Consider the following 17121-nt stretch of genomic DNA (forward strand, 5'->3'; position numbering starts at 1 on the left):
TGAACACCGGTGTCTTGCGGAAGGGGTCGTGCGGGAGGGGGCCTCCGCCTACTTCACGGCACCGGCGGTCAGGCCGGCGACGAACTGGCGCTGGACCACGAGGAACGCGGCCACGACCGGGATCGACACGACGAGCGACGCCGCCATGACCTGGTTCCAGTACACGTTCGTCTGCGTCGAGTACTGCTGCAGACCGACCGCCAGGGTCGAACCGAGGCCGTTCGTCATGACCGAGGCGAAGAGGACCTCACCCCAGGCCGTCATGAACGAGTAGATCCCGACCGCCACCAGACCCGGACGGGCCGACGGCAGGATGACCCGGAACAGCGCGCCCATCGGGCCCGAACCGTCGACCATCGCGGCCTCGTCGAGTTCGCGCGGGATGGTCTCGAAGTACCCGGCCAGCATCCAGATCGAGAACGGGAGCGTGAACGTCAGGTACGTGATGATCAGACCGAGCCACGACCCGACGAGCTGGATGCCCAGGGTGTTGCCGAGGTTCGTGAAGATCAGGAACAGCGGCAGCAGGAACAGCACGCCGGGGAACATCTGCGTGGAGAGCACCGCGGTGGTGAAGGTGCTCTTGCCCTTGAAGTTCCAGCGCGAGACACCGTAGGCGGCGAACGTCGCGATGATCAGCGAGAACACCGTCGCCACCGTGCAGACCACGAGCGAGTTGATGAAGTACCGACCGAGCGGCACCGTCGACCACATGTCGATGAACGGCTGGAAGGTGATCCGCGACGGGATCCACGTGAAGTTGTCCTGCACGTCGCCGAGGGGCTTGATGGCCGTGGTGATCATCACGTAGAGCGGCACGACCGTGAACAGCGTCAGGACGACCAGGGTGATGATCTTGAAGGACTTGGCGCCAGTTGTCTCACGCACGGACGGACCTCCGGTTGGTCACGGCGAGGTAGATGCCGGTGACGACGAGCAGGAAGAGCAGGAGCAGGACGCTCATCGCGGCACCGGAACCGAAGTTCCAGGTGATGAACGACGCGTTGTAGATGTGGAAGCTCAGCAGGTCCGCGGCGGGTGGCTGCGCGGTCGAGCCGAACAGCACGAACGGCGTGTTGAAGTCGTTGAACGTCCACAGGAACATCACGAGCACGAGCGTCACGTTGACGGGGCGGACCATCGGCAGCGTGATCGAGCGCCACTGGCGGAACGGCTTGGCACCGTCGACCGAGGCAGCCTCGTACACGTCGTTCGGGACGGACTGCAGGCCGGCCATGAGCATCAGGAACGCGAACGGCCAGGTCTTCCAGATCGCCACGACGACGACGGCCACGAAGGCGTTGTTGCCGATGAGCCAGAACGGGGCGTTGCCGCCGAACAGCCCGAGTTGGTCGACGAGCAGGTGGTTCAGGGCCCCCGAGTCACGCTGGAACATGAACTTCCAGGTGATGACGCCGGCGTACATCGGCAGCGCGTAGGGCACGAGGAACAGGGTGCGGAAGAGCCCGCGTCCGGCGAACGGCTTCTGCAGCGCGACGGCTGCGGCCATGCCGAAGGTCCAGGAGAGCCCGACCACGAGGACCGTGAAGGCACACGTGATGAGGAACGAATTGAGGACTCCGCGGCCGATCGCCTGGTCGAAGTCGACGACGACCTGGTAGTTCCGGAACCCGGCGAAGGGCGCGGCACCCCAGTTCGCGATGAAGTACTTGGTGAGCTGGATGAACGAGATCCAGATGCCGGTGAGCATCGGGACGATGTGGATGAGCAGCTCGAACAGGATGGCCGGCGCGACGAGCGCGTAGGGCAGCCAGTGGGTCTTGCGCTTGCGACCTGGCGGACGGCCCGACATCGTCGGGGCCTTCGTGTGCGTCAGGTCGATGCGCTCCGAGTCGGGCAGGACCGTCGTGGACATCTGGTGGGGCCTTTCGGCAGGAGGGGCGTGCAGGTGCGGTCCGCGCGGCCGTGGCAGCGGCCGGGAGGCGCGGGGTGCGTGGGGCGTGCGCCTCACGGCCGACGCGTGGTCGGCTCCGGGGCGTCCGCCTCACGGCCGACGTGTGGTCGGCCCTGGAACGTCAGGGGTGGAGGCCCGGGCGCGTCCGTCGGACGCGACCCGGGCCTCCAGGGTGGATCAACCGGCGGCCTGGGACACCTGGTCCTGGGCGGTCTGCAGGGCCGACTTGATGTCGGCCTCGGAGACCTTGGAACCGGTCGCGATCTTGGCGAACATGTCGTTCATCGCCTTGCCGACCGTGGACTCGAACTGGTCCTCGGCGGGCACCAGCGGGAGCGGCTTCGCCTTGTTGTTGTAGATGTCGAGGAACGTCTTCGTCTGCTCGTCCGTGACGGAGTCAGCAGCCTCGGCGAGCACCGGCAGGGCCGAGTACGGCTTGTCCAGCGTCGTCTGCGTGTCCATGCTCGTCATGTACTTGACGAACTTGAGCGCGCCGTCCTTGTTCTTCGTGTTCTTGAAGACCGACAGGTTGATGCCGGCCGGGAACGACGCGATCTGCTCGCCACCGCTCGGGGCGGGCAGCGCCACGACGCCGTACTCGGACGACTTCATGCCGAGCGATTCGATGGTCGCGTTCGCGTTGTTCTGGTTGAGGATGAACGCGGCCTTCTTCTTCGCGAAGTCCGTGGTCGACTGCGTCGCGTTGTCGTACTGCGCGTTCGACAGGTTGGCGACCTTGGAGTCCTGCATGAGGTCGAGGTAGCGCTTGATGCCGTCGACGTTGGCCTTCGAGGTGAAGGTCGGCTTGCCGTCCTTGTCGAACCACTCGCCACCGTTCTGCGCCGAGTTGATGAACGCGAAGTGCGAGTTCTCGGTGTACGAACCGCCCGCGAGGCTGAAGCCGTAGGTGTCACCCTTGGTCAGCTTCTCGGCGGCCGAGACCATCTCCTCCCACGTGGTGGGCGGGGTGATGCCGGCGTCCGACAGCATCTTCTTGTTGTAGTACAGGCCGTACGCGAGGCCGTAGAGCGGGACGCTCGTGACCGTCTTGTCGGGCGCGCCACCGGTGGACAGGGCGACCTTGCCGAACTTGTCCTCGCCGCCGATCGCCTTCATCTCGGCGTCACCGAACTCCTGGAAGGCGCCGGTGGCCTGGAGCGAGGTCGCCCAGGTGTTGCCGATGTTGACGACGTCCGGGCCCTGGCCCGAGGTGACGGCGGTCTGGATCTTGTTCTGCAGGTCGTTCCAGCCGATGACCTGGAGGTCGACCTTGATCCCGGTCTCCTTGGTGAACTTCTTGAGGACGGGGGTCAGCACCTCCTTGTCGTTCTGCAGGGACGTGCCCTGGTTGGACGCCCAGTAGGTGAGCGTCTTGGAGTCGCCGGAGTCGCCGGACGATCCGGAGGAGCAGGCTGCGAGGCCGGACACGGTGAGTGCGGCGGCCGCGGTGATGGCCAGTGCGCGGATGGCAGTGCGCATGACTCTCTACTTTCTCGTCGTTGAGATGGTGCAGGGGATGGTGCAGAGGTGGAGCTGGTGCTGCGGATGGTGCTGGTCGGGTGCTGCTGTGGGTTGCGGGCAGCGCCCCGGCGGTCAGGCCAGGGTGCGTTCCGCGGGGTCCCAGCCCTCGGGGAGGGTCGGGGAGGGCGACACGGTGCTCTCGACGAGCACCGCCTCGCCACGTTCTGCCGCCTCGGCGATGGAGACCATCACGTCGAGGACGTGGAAGGCGAGCGCACCGGGGACGCGGTTGTCGTCGCCGGCCCGCAGCGAGCGGGCCAGGTCGACCACGCCGGTGCCACGCGAGTAGGTGGAGCCGACCGCGGGGATCGTCTCGGGCTCCTCGGAACCGAGGACGTACAGCTCGGTGTCGCCGTCGAAGTTGTTCGGGTCGGGGAACACGACGGTGCCGGTCTCCCCCGCGATCTCGACGAAGCCGGTGCGGCCGCGGTCGGACTCGAACGAGAAGACGCTCTGCGCGCTCCCGCCGTTCTCGAACTCGATCAGCGCGGAGTGGTTCGTCGGGACGTCCACCGGGAACTCGGTGCCGGCCTTCGGCCCGGAGCCGATGGTGCGGGTGGCGCGGGACTTCGACGCCGTCGCCGTGACCTTCTTCACCGGTCCGAACGCCTGGACGAGGGTGGTGATGTAGTACGGGCCGATGTCGAACAGCGGACCGGCACCGTACGCGAAGAGGAACTCGGGGCTCGGGTGCCACGACTCGGGGCCGGGGCTCTGGAAGAGCGTCAGGCCGTTCAGGGGCGTCCCGATGCGGCCGTCGCGGATGGTGCGGAGCGCGGTCTGCAGGCCGGCGCCGAGGAACGTGTCCGGGGCGACGCTGACGGTCTTGCCCGCGGCGGCCGCGGCGTCGCGGAGCTCCGCGGCGCTGGCGCGGTCGAGGGCGTAGGGCTTCTCGCCCCAGACGTGCTTGCCGGCGGCCAGCGCCTGCAGCGCGACCTCGACGTGGGCGGCCGGGATCGTCAGGTTCACGACGATCTCGATGTCGTCGTCGGCCAGGAGCTCCTCGACGGTGCCTGATCCGGGGACGCCCCATTTCTCGGCCTGGGCGGCGGCGCGCGGCAGGTCGATGTCGGCGATGAAGCGGACGGTCACGTCGGGGAAGACGGTGAGGTTCGACAGGTACTGGTCCGAGATGACCCCGGCGCCGATGACACCGACGCCGACCGGGCCGGTGCGGGTGGTGCTGTCGGTCGCCGTCGCAGCGGCGGTCGTGGTGTCGGTCATGCGCGGGCCCCCGCGAGGAACGTGTAGGAGTCGGCGACGGCCTGGAAGACGTCACCCTCGTGGTCGTCGAGCTCGACGACGTGCAGTGCGTCGGGCGCCGCGGCGATGATGTCGCGGATCGGCATGATGCCGTTGCCGACGGCGACCTGCTGCTTGTCGTCGTGCGAGCCGTCGCCGTCCTTGACGTGCAGGAACTGGACCTTGTCGCCGTACTTGCCAATGACCGCGACCGGGTCGTCCCCGCCGACCTGCACCCAGTAGGTGTCGAGCTCGAGCACGACGTCGTCGGACAGGGCGTCGGCGAAGACCTCGTAGGCGCTGACGCCGTCGATGCGGTTCGAGAACTCGAACGCGTGGTTGTGGTAACCGAGCACCAGACCGTGGTCGGCGGCACGCGGGGCGAGGGCGCTGAGTTCGCGGGCGATCGCCTCGACGTCCTCACGGGTGGTCCAGCGGGACTCGTCGATGTGCGGGTCGATGAGGGTCCCGAAGCCGAGGGTGGTGGAGGCGTGGAAGATGCGCTCGAGGTCCTGCTCGCCGGCGTCCAGCAGACGGGCGTGGCCGCTCGGGGCGGCGAGGCCGGCGTCGCGGAGGGCGGCGGCGAGTTCGTCGGCGTTGTCGACGAAGCCGAAGGCCTCGACGTTCGTGTAGCCGATGTCGGCGATGCGCTGCAGGGTGCCGGGCAGATCGGCACTGAGGGCATCGCGGACCGTGTAGAGCTGGACCGAGAGCGGTTGGGTCACCAGGGGTTCTCCTCGTCGAGATGGTGCGGTCGTCACTGACCGATCGTCACACTACGAGCACTTTTGTCGGCGGTCAAGCAGAAGTCCGAGGAATGTCGACGGACTTCATTGCGTGGCGCGAACGATGTGTGCTTCACTCCCCACATGGTCGACTTGAACCGGACGGCAGCGTCGCCTCCGGTCGGGACGAGCGAGCTCTTCCAGATCCTCCGCGACGGCGTGCCGCGCACCAGGGCCGAGCTCGCCGCACTGACAGGACTCGCACGCTCCACCATCGGCGTGCGCCTCGACTCCCTGATCGACATCGGGCTGGTCGGCGCCGTGGACACCGCCGTCTCCACCGGCGGCCGTCCGCCCGCACAGGTGGCGCTGAAGCCCCGCGCCCGGCTCGTCATCGCCGCCGACCTCGGCGCCTCGCACGGCCGTGTCGCCGTCACCGACCTGGTCGCGGCACCACTCGCCACCCGCGAGGCCCGGATCGACATCGCCGCCGGTCCGGTGCCGACGCTGTCCTGGCTCGTCGAGACGATCGACGACCTGCTCGCCGAGGTCGGGCGCAGCCGACAGGACGTCATCGCGATCGGCATCGGCGTCCCCGGACCGGTCGAGTTCTCCACGGGCCGCCCGGCCAACCCGCCGATCATGCCCGGCTGGGACGGCTTCGACGTGCCCTCGTGGCTCCGTCAGCACATCGCCGCACACGTCCTGCTCGACAACGACGTCAACATCGCGGCCCTCGGTGAGCGGGAGCACGGCTGGCCGGACGTCGACCACCTGCTGTTCGTGAAGGTCGCCACCGGCATCGGGTCCGGCATCGTCTCCGAGGGCCGGCTGCAGCGCGGCGCCCAGGGCACCGCGGGTGACATCGGCCACGTGCGGGTCTCCCGCGCCGGCGACGTCCCCTGCCACTGCGGCAACACCGGCTGCCTGGAGGCCGTGGCGTCCGGTCCGGCGATCGCCCGGGCCCTCCGCGCGAAGGGGCACGACGCGCACACCGGTGCGGACGTGATCGACCTGGTGAACCGGTCGGACCTCGACGCGATCTACGCCGTGCGACAGGCCGGTCGGGACATCGGCGAGGTCCTGGCGACCTGCATCTCGCTCATCAACCCGTCCGTCATCGCACTCGGCGGATCGATCACGCAGGCCGGTGAGCACCTGCTCGCCGGCGTCCGCGAGGTCGTCTACTCCCGCTCGATGCCCCTGGCCAGTGAGCACCTCGTCATCGTGCAGTCCCGCGCCGGGTCCCTCGCCGCACTGCAGGGCGCCGCGGCCCTCGCCATCGGCTACGCCCTCTCCCCCGCCGGGGTCGACGAGCTGGTCGCCTTCGCCGAGGGCCGCGAACTCGTCTCCTGACGCACACCCGCGGTCGCGTGAGCGCGTCGGTTTCGGTCTTGCCGGTGGTCGGGGGGACAATCGTCGGGTGACGATCGTGCAGCCCACCCTGTGGGGCGACCTGGACCCCGGTCTGGAGGCGGATCCCGCCCCCGGTACGCCGGTCCCGGCTGCGCGTGATGCGTTCACCGCCCTGCGTGGCCACACCGAGCGCATCGTCGCGCACTCCTCGGACCGCGTCGCCTGGCTCCGCGCCCGCGCCATGGGCATCACCGCCACCGATGTCGCCCGGCTCGCCTCACTGCACGCCGTCGAGGCCGTCGTCACCGAGAAGCGCTACGGCTCCCGGTTCTCCGGCAACGCGTTCACCGAGCACGGCAAGGACCGCGAACCGGTCATCGCCGCCTGGGTGGCCGCCACCCACGGCATCCAGCCCTCGGCACACCTCTTCCACGCCGCTGCGAACCGCGCCCACCTCGCCACCCCGGACGGTGTCGGGGTCGACGAGTCGTCCCGCGTGGTGCTCGCCGAGATCAAGACCACCGGCAAGGCGTGGCGGAGCATCCCCCGGCACTACCTCCGGCAGATCTGGTGGCAGCAGTACGTGCTCGGTGCCGACCGCACCCTGTTCGTCTGGGAACGCCACGACGGGTTCGTGCCGGTCGCCGACGAACCCGAGTGCCGCTGGGTCGACCGCGACGACGACCAGATCCGCGGGCTGGTGCAGCTCGCCGACCTGGTGCTCGACAAGCTCCGCGGTTTCCGCTCCTAGAGCGTCTGCCGGACCGCCACCGGCTAGACCTTCACCAGCCGCAGTCGGCTCATCCCCACGACGAGGATGCCGAGCAGGGTGATCGAGACCGCGATCCCGACCACGTAGATCGCGACGACGCCGTAGCCCTGCGCCGGATCGAGGAACGGGTACGGCACCCACCCGTCGGTCGCGCCGCGGACGAGCACCACGGTGGTCCAGACCGCCGGGTAGAGCAGGAACCACCACACGTGGCGGAGCAGCAGCCGTGCCCGGTCCGAGAACAGCAACCAGTCGAGCACCGCGTACACCGGGATGATCTTGTGCACGATGTCGTTCGACCACGGCACCGAGGCCGACACGTTGGCGCCCGTGAGCAGCGTGTTGTAGACGATGCCGGTCGTCGCGATGTACACCGTCGCGGCGCCACGGAGCACCGAGACGGCGAGGTCCGCCCGCTTGCGACGTGCCGCGGCGACGAGCGTCACCGCGAGGGCCACGGCGATGATCAGGTTCGACTGGATCGTGAAGTAGCCGAAGAAGTTCCAGAACGAGTAGGTCGGGGTCTGCGAGCTCTCGAGCCACTGCGCCACGACCGCGACGACGATGGCGATGACGGCGATCAGTCGGAGCGAGTTCACGAGGGTGCGCACGGCTCCACGTTATCGGGACACGCCCCACATGCGGAAAGGACCCGCACCGTTGCCGGTGCGGGTCCTTCCATGGGTCGGAAGACCCGTGAGTCAGTGGACTCAGATGCTGTTGACGTCCAGCGGGATGCCGGGGCCGAAGGTCGTCGAGACGGCGCCCTTCATGACGTAACGGCCCTTCGAGGACGACGGCTTGAGGCGGTTGATCTCCTCGAGCGCGGTCGAGATGTTCTCGTCGAGCTGCTCCGGCGTGAACGAGGCCTTGCCGACGACGAAGTGCACGTTGGCGTGCTTGTCGACGCGGAACTCGATCTTGCCGCCCTTGATGTCGTTGACGGCCTGCGCCACGTTCGGGGTCACGGTGCCGGTCTTCGGGTTCGGCATGAGGCCACGCGGGCCGAGCACCTTACCGAGACGACCGACCTTGCCCATGAGCTCCGGGGTCGAGACGGCGGAGTCGAACGAGGTGTAGCCCTCGGCGACCTTCGCGATGAGCTCGTCGCCACCGACCTCGTCGGCACCGGCGGCGATGGCGGCCTCAGCAGCCGCACCCGTCGCGAAGACGATGACGCGGGCGGTCTTGCCCGTGCCGTGCGGCAGGATGACCGTGCCACGGACCATCTGGTCGGCCTTGCGGGGGTCCACGCCGAGCTTCAGCGCGACCTCGACCGTGGAGTCGGTCTTCGAGGAACCGGTCTCCTTGGCCAGGGCGACGGCCTCGGTCGGGGTGTAGAACTTGTCGGCCTCGATCTTCGCGGCCGCGGCCTGGTAGGCCTTGGACTTCTTCGCCATGGTGGTCTCCTTGCGAGATACGTGGTTGGCGAGCCGGCGAGGCTCTCCCACGGAAAGGTGTCTGGTGGTGGGCCGGAGCCCGATCGGTGCTTAGGCCTCGACCGTGATGCCCATCGAGCGTGCGGTGCCGGCGATGATCTTCGCGGCCTGCTCGATGTCGTTGGCGTTCAGGTCGGCCTGCTTGGTCTCGGCGATCTGACGGACCTGGTCCATCGAGATCTTCGCGACCTTGACCGTGTGCGGGGTCGAGGACCCCTTCTGCACACCAGCAGCCTTCTTGATGAGCTCGGCGGCCGGCGGGGTCTTCAGGACGAACGTGAACGAACGGTCCTCGTAGACGGTGATCTCGACCGGCACGACGTTGCCACGCTGCGACTCGGTCGCCGCGTTGTACGCCTTGCAGAACTCCATGATGTTGACGCCGTGCTGACCGAGCGCCGGACCGATCGGGGGGGCCGGGTTGGCGGCTCCCGCGTTGATCTGCAGCTTGATCAGGCCCGTGACCTTCTTCTTCGGTGCCATGACTTGTCTTCCTCCTGGAATCGAACACACGGGGATCCGTGCACTCTCCCGCTGGTCCGGCCGTTCCGGACAGCGGTGAAGGCCCGCTCGCACGAGGCGCGCGGGCCCAAACCCGTTCAGTGTAGTCGATCTCGGTGATCGCTACAGCTGGGTGGTCGTTAGAGCTTGGTGACCTGGTCGAAGCTGAGCTCGACCGGGGTCTCGCGCTCGAACAGCGAGACGAGGACCGTGAGCTTGCCGCTCTCCGGCTTGATCTCGGAGATCGAACCCGGCAGGCCCGCGAACGAGCCTTCCTTGATGGTGATCGTCTCGCCGATCTCGAAGTCGACCTCGGCTGCGGGCTGTGCCTGCAGGCCGCTGCCCTTCGCGCCACCCTTGGTCGGGGCAGCCTCGGCGACCTGGACCAGGGACTTGAGCATGCCGAACGCCTCGTCGAAACGGAGCGGCGTCGGGTTGTGCGCGTTGCCGACGAAGCCGGTGACGCCCGGGGTGTGCCGGACGACGGACCACGAGTCCTCGTTGAGGTCCATGCGGACGAGCACGTACGAGGGGATCCGGACGCGGGTGACCAGCTTGCGCTGCCCGTTCTTGATCTCGACGACGTCCTCCATCGGGACCTCGACCTGGTAGATGTAGTCCTCCATCGACATCGAGACCATGCGGTTCTCGATGTTCGACTTCACGCGGCGCTCGAAGCCCGCGTAGGAGTGGATGACGTACCACTTGCCCGGCTTCATCCGCAGCTCGGCCTTGAAGGCCTCGTACGGGTCGACCTCGGCGGGCTCGTCGTCCTCGTCCTCGGCGTCGAGTGCCTCGTCCGCGGCGAGCGTCTCGTTCGCCTCGGCGGCGGTCTCGGACTCGAGCTCGACTTCTTCCTCGTCCTCGACTGCCTCGACGGCGGCCTCGGCCTCGTCGGTGGAGTCGATCTCGAGGGCGTCGTCCACGACGGCGTCGGCCTCGGGGTCACGGGCTTCCTGCAGGGCCGTCAGTGCTTCGTCGAGGCCGGCGTCGACGGTGCCGTCGTCGGGCTCGGAGCTGAGGCCGAGGGACTCGTCGTCGTCGCCCTCGATCGAGATCGCACGCTCTTCAGCGGACTCGACGGAGCGTCCTTCGCCGGTCTCGACGTCGCCTTCCTGGTTCTCCTCGACCTCGGAGGACTGCTCGGCAGCCGTCGCGAGGTCGATGTCATCGCGGGAGTTGTCAGACACAGTCGATTCTTTCCGTTCGGTGGTTCGGGTCGGGGTGGCGTTCGTTCATGGTCACGAGCGACGCCGTCACGATCGACGCCGTCTCGGGCGACCGTACTCCTCGGAACGACCGCACACGGCAGTCGACGTCGGGGTCAGGCCGTGGGCCCGTTGCCGAAGACGTACCCGACGCCGAGACCGAACACGAAGTCGAGGATCGACACCAGGATCATCATGACGACGACGAACACGAGCACGACGCCCGTGTAGCTGAAGAGTTCCTTGCGGGTCGGCGTCATGACCTTGCGCAGTTCGCCGATCACCTGGCGGATGAAGAGCACGATGGCAGCGATGGGCCCGCGGCGCTCGGCCCGGTCCTGCTTCGCCTTGGCGACGACGTCGTCCGCCGTCGTCTCCATGTCTTTGCTCGCCAACTTCTACCCTTCCAGAGTTGCAGGGCGGACAGGACTCGAACCTGCAACCTGCGGTTTTGGAGACCGCTGCTCTACCAATTGAGCCACCGCCCTTCGGACACGGTTCGTCACCGATCCGCGTTCCGGTGGACGAGTCTACGGGAGTCCGTCACACGGTGTCCACTTGGCCCCTTCCACGGCGTGCCGCGCCGGTAGGCTGGGCCCGTGAGCACCGCAGCCCCAGGCCCCGAGTCCACCGCCCACGTGTCCGTCGACACCCTCGCCACCGCGTCGGCCGATCGTCCGCGCATCGCATCCCGCATCGCGGCCATCGCCGAGTCCGCGACGCTCAAGGTCGACGCGAAGGCCAAGGCACTCAAGGCCGCCGGCCGTCCGGTGATCTCGTTCGCCGCCGGCGAGCCGGACTTCGCGACCCCGCAGCACGTGGTCGACGCGGCCGTCGCTGCCGCGCAGGACCCGAAGAACCACCGCTACACGCCCGCGACCGGCCTGCCCGAACTCAAGCAGGCCATCGCCGACAAGACCGCCCGGGTGTCCGGCGTCACCGTCGAGCCGTCGCAGGTCATCGTCACGAACGGTGGCAAGCAGGCGGTCTACCAGGCGTTCCAGACCATCGTCGACGCCGGTGACGAGGTCCTGCTGCCCGCGCCGTACTGGACCACCTACCCCGAGGCCATCCGGCTGGCCGGCGGCGAGCCCGTCGAGGTCTTCGCCGGCAGCGACCAGGACTACCTGGTGACGGTCGAGCAGCTCGAGGCCGCCCGCACCCCGGCGACCAAGGCGCTGCTGTTCTGCTCGCCGTCGAACCCCACGGGCGCCGTGTACTCCGCCGAGCAGACCCGGGCCATCGGCGAGTGGGCGCTCGAGCACGGCATCTGGGTGATCAGCGACGAGATCTATCAGGACCTGGTCTACGACGGGGTCCGTTTCGCCGGCATCCTGGCCGAGGTCCCCGCCCTCGCCGACACCACGATCCTGGTGAACGGCGTCGCGAAGACCTACGCGATGACCGGCTGGCGCGTCGGGTGGTTCATCGGCCCGGCCGACGCCGTCAAGGCCGCGTCGAACCTGCAGTCGCACCTGTCGTCGAACGTCTCGAACGTGTCGCAGCGCGCCGCGATCGCCGCCCTCACCGGTCCGCAGGAGCCCGTCGCCGCCATGCGCGAGGCCTTCGACCGCCGTCGGAAGACCATCGTGGACGGCCTCAACGCGATCCCGGGCTTCCGCACGCCGACCCCGCAGGGCGCCTTCTACGTCTACCCGGACGTCACCGCACTGCTCGGTCGCGAGTGGGCCGGCACCACCCCGACGACCACCCTCGAGCTGGCCGACCTGATCCTCGAGCACGCCGAGGTCGCGGTCGTGCCCGGCGAGGCCTTCGGCCCCTCCGGCTACCTGCGCCTGTCGTACGCCCTGGGCGACGAGGACATCGCCGAGGGCGTCGCCCGGCTCGCGGCGTTCTTCGCGTAGACGCTGCGCCCACGACACCCCGCAGAACGCAGAACGGGCCACCTCGTCGAGGTGGCCCGTCCTGCGTTCCGGGAGGCCCGTGGTGCGTCGTGCTCGTCCGTCCCGTCGCGCGGACGATCAGCCGAGCAGGTCCCCCACCACGACGGGTTCCGGGACGAGCGAGACACCGAAACGGTTCAGGACGGTCACCTGCACGAACCGTGCGAGCTCGGCCACCTGCGCCGCCGTCGCCCCACCGCGGTTCGTGAGCGCGAGGGTGTGCTTGGACGAGATCGCGGCGCGGGAGCCCGGCACCGCGTACCCGCGGTGCACGCCGGCGTGCTCGATGAGCCACGCGGCACTGAGCTTGACGTCGTCACCCGCGGGCCAGCGGGGCGCATCCGTCGGCAGGGTCTCGGCGAACGCCGGCGAGACGATCGGGTTCGTGAAGAACGACCCGGCGCTCCAGGTGTCGTGGTCGTCCCCGTCGAGCACCATGCCCTTCGAGCCGCGCAGCCGCAGGACCTCGTCGCGGACGGTCGTGGGCGGCACGAGCGCACCGAGCTCGACCCCGAGCGAACCGGCGAGCTGCGCGTACCGCACGGGCACACCGCGCTCCCCCGCGAGCCCGAGTCGGAACTCGACCGTCAGCACGACACCGCGCCGACCGTGCTTGAGGGTCGACGTTCGGTAGCCGAGCGCCAGCTCGGCTGCGGGGACCCACGCGCGCTCCCCCGTGGCCGCATCGAGGAACTCGACGCGGGTGAGCACGTCGGCGAGCTCGACCCCGTAGGCGCCGATGTTCTGCACCGGGGACGCACCGACGGTGCCCGGGATGCCGCTGAGGGCCTCCAGGCCGGTCCAGCCGTTCGCGACGGTCGTGGCGACGAACGGGTCCCACGGTTCCCCCGCGGCGACGCGGACGGTGACGCCGTCGGCGTCGCGGTCGGCGTCGACGCCCGTCGTCCGGACCAGCACGACGGTGCCGTCGAAGCCCTGGTCGGCGACCAGCAGGTTGCTGCCGCCGCCGAGGACGAGCCACTCGTGGTCGTCGAAGGCGTCGAGCGCGTGGGCGACGAGCTCGTCGGTCGTCTCCGCCGTGAGCAGCCGGGTGGCGGCCCCGCCGACGCGGAGCGTCGTCAGGTCGGCCAGCACCGGCTCGGACACGGTCAGCGGAACACCACCGTGACCTGCGCCTTGCCGAGCACGGTCTGCCCGGCGGCGGTCACGGTGAGGTCGATGCGCTCCGGCCGGCCGTCCTCGTCGACGGTGCCGACCTTCGCGACGATGCCGACGGTGGCACCCTGCTCCGGGTCCACGACGACGGGGCGCGTGAAGCGGACCCCGTAGCCCGCGACCCAGCCGCTGTCGCCGAGCCACTCGGCGACCGGCTGCACGGCGATGCCCATCGTGAGCATGCCGTGGGCGAGCACACCCGGCAGGCCGACCGAGGCGGCGACGTCGTCGCGGTAGTGGATCGGGTTGAAGTCGCCCGAGGCGCCGGCGTACCGGACGAGCGAGTCGCGCGTGATGTGCACGTCGCGCTCGGCGACGACGGTGCCGACCTCGAGCGCGGTGGCGGGTGCGGCGGTCATGCGTCGTCTCCTCGGACCACGAGGGTGGAGGTCGCCGTGACGACGTGCTCCCCCTCGGCGTCGTTCATGGTGCTCTGGGCGGTGACCATCGCGTTGCCGCCGAGGGTCTTCACGCTGGTGACCGTCAGGGTCGCGGTGAGCTCGTCACCGGCGACGATCGGCCGGTCGTAGGTGAAGGACTGCTCGCCGTGCACGACGCGGGAGAAGTCGATGCCGGCGTCGGGCTCGTTCAGGAGCTGCGCGAGCGTGGCCTCCTGCACGACGACGGCGAACGTCGGGGGTGCGACCACGTCGGCGTACCCGGCGGCACGTGCGGCGTCCGGATCGTGGTGGACGGGGTTGGTCGCGAAGACCGCGCGCGAGAACTCGCGCACCTTCTCGCGGCCGACCAGGTAGGGCTGGGCCGGCGGGAACGTCCTGCCGACGAGCTCGGGGTTCACTGACACCACGGCAGTCTACCGAGGCCAGTCCGGGGGCCTGTGATCCATGAGAACGCATCAGCTAGACTGTCTGAGACCGATTCGGGGGAATCGGGGCGTGCCGTTCGGCACGGGTTCGTTCGGGACGGGGAGGGCCGATGGACACCACGACGGAGTTCGCCGTGCACACGGGAGACCGGTGCACCGCCATGGAGGTCGCGGCCGCCGCGCTGCGCCGCACGGGCCACCACGTCGAGTCGACGGGTGGCACGATGACCGCGACGGCGGGCAGCCGGACGCTCACCATCCTGCTCGGTGCGCTCGTCCAGCCGGCCCGGGAGTACCGCCGGTACGAGCTGTCGACCGTCGTGAACGGTGCCACCACCACGATCACCCTGCGCCGAGCCGGGCACGGGACGGCCGTGTCCGGCGGCAGCATCGGGGCGAACCGTCGTCGCGCCGCATGGCAACAGGTCACCGCCGCGGTCGAGGACGCGTTCCGTGCCGCCGGGGTGCTCGCGACGCGGACGGACACGGGCTCCCACCGCACGCAGTAGGCCGCCGGACGCCTCCCGTCGGGTGGCCGCGCGGCGCACCGCCACGGGAGCGGTCACCGGGGACCCGGTCAGCCATCTAGGTTGGGCCCGGGGCCCCGGAAAGGAACCGCCATGAGCATGGAGAGCGCAGCCTGGAGCTCGCTGTACAAGATCTCGTCCGCGCAGGGCGGCAAGCACGGGTTCTCCCGCGCGTCCGTCCGGCGGATCCTGACGTTCGCGGTGCCGTACCGGGCGAAGCTGCTGGTCTTCATCGGTCTCTCCGTCGTCGGCGCCTTCCTCGCGGTCGCGACGCCGGTCCTCGCCGGTCAGGTCGTCGACGTCATCGTCGCCCGCGGTGAGGTCTCGACGATCGTCCGGTTGGCCGTGGTCATCGCCCTGGTGGCCGTGGCCGACGCCGCCGTGTCGTTGACCACGCGCTGGTACTCGGCACGGATCGGCGAGGGCGTGATCCTGGACCTCCGCACCGCCGTCTTCGACCACGTGCAGAAGATGCCGATCGCGTTCTTCACCCGCACCCGGACCGGTGCGCTCGTGAGCCGCCTCAACAACGACGTGATCGGTGCCCAGCAGGCCTTCAGCGGCACGCTGTCCGGCGTGGTCACGAACCTCGTGGCGCTGGTCCTCACCCTGATCGTCATGCTCAGCACCTCGTGGCTCGTGACGGTGCTCGCCGTCGTCATGCTCCCGGTGTTCCTGGTCCCCGCGCGCCGGATGGGCAGCCGCCTCGCCGCCCTGCGTCGCGAGGCCGCCGACCACAACTCCGCGATGAGCACCCAGATGACCGAGCGCTTCTCGGCACCCGGTGCCACCCTCGTCAAGCTGTTCGGTCGGCCCGACGAAGAGGCCGAGGAGTTCCGTGTCCGCGCTGCCCGGGTCCGCGACATCGGGGTCCGGACCGCGATGCTGCAGTTCGTCTTCTTCACCGCGCTCATGCTCGTCTCCGCGCTCGCCCTCGCGCTGGTCTACGGGCTCGGCGGCTTCCTCGCGCTCGCCGGCCGCCTGGACACCGGCGAGGTCGTCACCCTGGCGCTCCTGCTCACCCGGCTGTACGCCCCGCTGACGAGCCTGGCGAACGCCCGGGTCGAGATCATGAGCGCCGTGGTCAGCTTCGAGCGCGTCTTCGAGGTGCTCGACCTCGAACCACTCATCCGGGAGCAGCCCGACGCGGCCACCATCCCCGACGGCCCGGTCTCCGTCGAGTTCGACGACGTCCGGTTCGCGTACCCGTCCGCCGACAAGGTGTCCCTCGCCTCGCTCGAGGAGGTCGCGACGCTCGACACCCGCGGCGGCGAGGAGGTGCTGCACGGCCTGTCCTTCCGGATCGAACCGGGGCAGACAGTCGCCCTGGTCGGCTCGTCCGGAGCCGGCAAGTCCACGGTCGCGCAGCTGCTCTCGCGCCTGTACGACGTCGACAGCGGCGCCGTGCGTCTGGCCGGGACGGACGTCCGCGACGTCACGTTCGCCTCGATGCGGCACACCCTCGGCATGGTGACGCAGGACGGCCACCTGTTCCACGAGACCATCCGCTCCAACCTGCGGTTCGCCCGGCCCGAGGCGTCCGACGACGAGGTGTGGGACGCGGTCCGCCGCGCACGGCTCGAGCCGCTGATCCGGTCCCTCCCCGACCGGCTGGACACCATGGTGGGTGAACGCGGCTACCGGCTCTCCGGGGGCGAGCGCCAGCGGATGACGATCGCCCGGCTCCTGCTCGCCCAGCCGCGGGTCGTCATCCTGGACGAGGCGACGGCGGCACTCGACTCGACGTCCGAGGCAGCGGTGCAGGCAGCACTCGGCGAGGCGCTCGAGGGACGGACGGCGATGGTGATCGCGCATCGGCTCTCGACGATCCGCAGCGCGGACGTGATCCTCGTCGTCGAGGACGGCTCGATCGTGGAGCGGGGCACGCACGACGAACTGCTGGCCGCGGGTGGCCGGTACGAGGAGCTGCACCGCACCCAGTTCGCCGCGCAGGAGAACGTCGCGGCCGACGTGCCGGCGGCGGACTGAACGAGCGACGGGTGGGCCCA

18 protein-coding genes and 1 tRNA gene are annotated in these 17121 nt (G+C 69.4%); 5 read left to right on the plus strand and 14 right to left on the minus strand.

Features of this window, described 5'->3' with window-relative positions; translation table 11 throughout:
- Positions 1-48 precede the first annotated feature (48 nt).
- The 5 genes from HP445_RS09105 to HP445_RS09125 all read right to left on the minus strand — a co-directional run bounded on the left by HP445_RS09105 (position 49) and on the right by HP445_RS09125 (position 5403).
- Positions 49-888 (minus strand): carbohydrate ABC transporter permease, encoded by an 840-nt coding sequence (locus HP445_RS09105; protein WP_017888647.1) that lies wholly within the window; start codon positions 886-888, stop codon positions 49-51.
- A complete protein-coding gene (locus tag HP445_RS09110; RefSeq protein WP_017888646.1) occupies positions 881-1876 on the minus strand; it encodes a carbohydrate ABC transporter permease in 996 nt (331 codons plus the stop codon). The genes HP445_RS09105 and HP445_RS09110 overlap by 8 nt, the downstream gene beginning before the upstream one ends.
- A 216-nt stretch (positions 1877-2092) precedes the next feature.
- Entirely contained in the window at positions 2093-3394 is a 1302-nt protein-coding gene (locus HP445_RS09115) for an ABC transporter substrate-binding protein (RefSeq protein WP_128780996.1), read from the minus strand.
- A gap of 114 nt (positions 3395-3508) precedes the next feature.
- A complete protein-coding gene (locus HP445_RS09120; protein ID WP_128780995.1) occupies positions 3509-4660 on the minus strand; it encodes a Gfo/Idh/MocA family protein in 1152 nt (383 codons plus the stop codon).
- On the minus strand, positions 4657-5403 hold the full coding sequence (locus tag HP445_RS09125; protein WP_128780994.1) for a sugar phosphate isomerase/epimerase family protein: 747 nt from the start codon (positions 5401-5403) through the stop codon (positions 4657-4659). The genes HP445_RS09120 and HP445_RS09125 overlap by 4 nt, the downstream gene beginning before the upstream one ends.
- 144 nt (positions 5404-5547) lie before the next feature.
- Between HP445_RS09125 and HP445_RS09130 the strand changes: the two genes are divergently transcribed.
- Positions 5548-6759: an ROK family transcriptional regulator gene (locus HP445_RS09130; RefSeq protein ID WP_027466368.1), complete on the plus strand. Its 1212-nt coding sequence runs from the start codon at positions 5548-5550 to the stop codon at positions 6757-6759.
- A gap of 67 nt (positions 6760-6826) precedes the next feature.
- The gene (locus tag HP445_RS09135; RefSeq protein WP_128780993.1) at positions 6827-7510 is read left to right on the plus strand and encodes a YqaJ viral recombinase family protein; all 684 of its coding nucleotides are present in this window, start codon (positions 6827-6829) and stop codon (positions 7508-7510) included.
- Positions 7511-7533: 23 nt separating this feature from the next.
- Here the strand turns inward: HP445_RS09135 and HP445_RS09140 are convergent, their stop codons facing one another.
- The 6 genes from HP445_RS09140 to HP445_RS09165 form a co-directional block, all read right to left on the minus strand.
- The gene (locus HP445_RS09140) at positions 7534-8142 is read right to left on the minus strand and encodes a Pr6Pr family membrane protein (protein WP_071406320.1); all 609 of its coding nucleotides are present in this window, start codon (positions 8140-8142) and stop codon (positions 7534-7536) included.
- Between the two features lie 99 nt (positions 8143-8241).
- Positions 8242-8931, minus strand: a complete 690-nt coding sequence (gene rplA / locus HP445_RS09145; RefSeq protein ID WP_017888639.1) for a 50S ribosomal protein L1 — start codon at positions 8929-8931, stop codon at positions 8242-8244.
- 90 nt (positions 8932-9021) lie between these two features.
- Positions 9022-9453: a 50S ribosomal protein L11 gene (rplK, locus tag HP445_RS09150; protein ID WP_017888638.1), complete on the minus strand. Its 432-nt coding sequence runs from the start codon at positions 9451-9453 to the stop codon at positions 9022-9024.
- Positions 9454-9611: 158 nt separating this feature from the next.
- A complete protein-coding gene (gene nusG, locus HP445_RS09155; RefSeq protein WP_071406319.1) occupies positions 9612-10661 on the minus strand; it encodes a transcription termination/antitermination protein NusG in 1050 nt (349 codons plus the stop codon).
- 134 nt (positions 10662-10795) lie between these two features.
- A complete protein-coding gene (gene secE, locus HP445_RS09160; RefSeq protein WP_206647626.1) occupies positions 10796-11059 on the minus strand; it encodes a preprotein translocase subunit SecE in 264 nt (87 codons plus the stop codon).
- Positions 11060-11094: 35 nt separating this feature from the next.
- Positions 11095-11167 (minus strand) — tRNA-Trp (locus HP445_RS09165).
- Between the two features lie 150 nt (positions 11168-11317).
- On the opposite strand from HP445_RS09165, the gene HP445_RS09170 reads away from it, so the two are divergent.
- Positions 11318-12544, plus strand: coding sequence for a pyridoxal phosphate-dependent aminotransferase (locus HP445_RS09170; protein ID WP_128781095.1), 1227 nt, complete (start codon positions 11318-11320; stop codon positions 12542-12544).
- Between the two features lie 117 nt (positions 12545-12661).
- Here the strand turns inward: HP445_RS09170 and HP445_RS09175 are convergent, their stop codons facing one another.
- The 3 genes from HP445_RS09175 to HP445_RS09185 are packed head-to-tail and all read right to left on the minus strand — an operon-like array spanning position 12662 to position 14564.
- Positions 12662-13690 carry a UDP-N-acetylmuramate dehydrogenase gene (locus HP445_RS09175; RefSeq protein WP_128780991.1) on the minus strand — a complete coding sequence of 343 codons (1029 nt, stop codon included), beginning with the start codon at positions 13688-13690 and terminating at the stop codon, positions 12662-12664.
- A 2-nt stretch (positions 13691-13692) separates the two neighbouring features.
- Complete coding sequence (locus tag HP445_RS09180; protein WP_128780990.1) at positions 13693-14118, minus strand: MaoC/PaaZ C-terminal domain-containing protein; 426 nt, start codon at positions 14116-14118, stop codon at positions 13693-13695.
- Positions 14115-14564: an FAS1-like dehydratase domain-containing protein gene (locus tag HP445_RS09185; RefSeq protein WP_082047026.1), complete on the minus strand. Its 450-nt coding sequence runs from the start codon at positions 14562-14564 to the stop codon at positions 14115-14117. The genes HP445_RS09180 and HP445_RS09185 overlap by 4 nt, the downstream gene beginning before the upstream one ends.
- A 131-nt stretch (positions 14565-14695) precedes the next feature.
- On the opposite strand from HP445_RS09185, the gene HP445_RS09190 reads away from it, so the two are divergent.
- Positions 14696-15094, plus strand: coding sequence for a hypothetical protein (locus HP445_RS09190; protein WP_128780989.1), 399 nt, complete (start codon positions 14696-14698; stop codon positions 15092-15094).
- Between the two features lie 111 nt (positions 15095-15205).
- Positions 15206-17101, plus strand: a complete 1896-nt coding sequence (locus HP445_RS09195) for an ABC transporter ATP-binding protein (RefSeq protein ID WP_128780988.1) — start codon at positions 15206-15208, stop codon at positions 17099-17101.
- Positions 17102-17121 lie beyond the last annotated feature (20 nt).

Origin of the sequence: Curtobacterium flaccumfaciens (genome assembly GCF_013359815.1) — a bacterium.
Lineage (GTDB): Bacteria > Actinomycetota > Actinomycetes > Actinomycetales > Microbacteriaceae > Curtobacterium > Curtobacterium flaccumfaciens.

What these genes read in the sequence shown, in the direction of transcription:
- HP445_RS09110 (WP_017888646.1), bottom strand. Translation starts at nt 1,876, where the DNA reads ATGTCCACGACGGTCCTGCCCGACTCGGAGCGCATCGACCTGACGCAC.
- HP445_RS09115 (WP_128780996.1), bottom strand. Translation starts at nt 3,394, where the DNA reads ATGCGCACTGCCATCCGCGCACTGGCCATCACCGCGGCCGCCGCACTC.
- HP445_RS09120 (WP_128780995.1), bottom strand. Translation starts at nt 4,660, where the DNA reads ATGACCGACACCACGACCGCCGCTGCGACGGCGACCGACAGCACCACC.
- HP445_RS09130 (WP_027466368.1), top strand. Translation starts at nt 5,548, where the DNA reads ATGGTCGACTTGAACCGGACGGCAGCGTCGCCTCCGGTCGGGACGAGC.
- rplA (WP_017888639.1), bottom strand. Translation starts at nt 8,931, where the DNA reads ATGGCGAAGAAGTCCAAGGCCTACCAGGCCGCGGCCGCGAAGATCGAG.
- rplK (WP_017888638.1), bottom strand. Translation starts at nt 9,453, where the DNA reads ATGGCACCGAAGAAGAAGGTCACGGGCCTGATCAAGCTGCAGATCAAC.
- secE (WP_206647626.1), bottom strand. Translation starts at nt 11,059, where the DNA reads ATGGAGACGACGGCGGACGACGTCGTCGCCAAGGCGAAGCAGGACCGG.
- HP445_RS09180 (WP_128780990.1), bottom strand. Translation starts at nt 14,118, where the DNA reads ATGACCGCCGCACCCGCCACCGCGCTCGAGGTCGGCACCGTCGTCGCC.
- HP445_RS09190 (WP_128780989.1), top strand. Translation starts at nt 14,696, where the DNA reads ATGGACACCACGACGGAGTTCGCCGTGCACACGGGAGACCGGTGCACC.
- HP445_RS09195 (WP_128780988.1), top strand. Translation starts at nt 15,206, where the DNA reads ATGAGCATGGAGAGCGCAGCCTGGAGCTCGCTGTACAAGATCTCGTCC.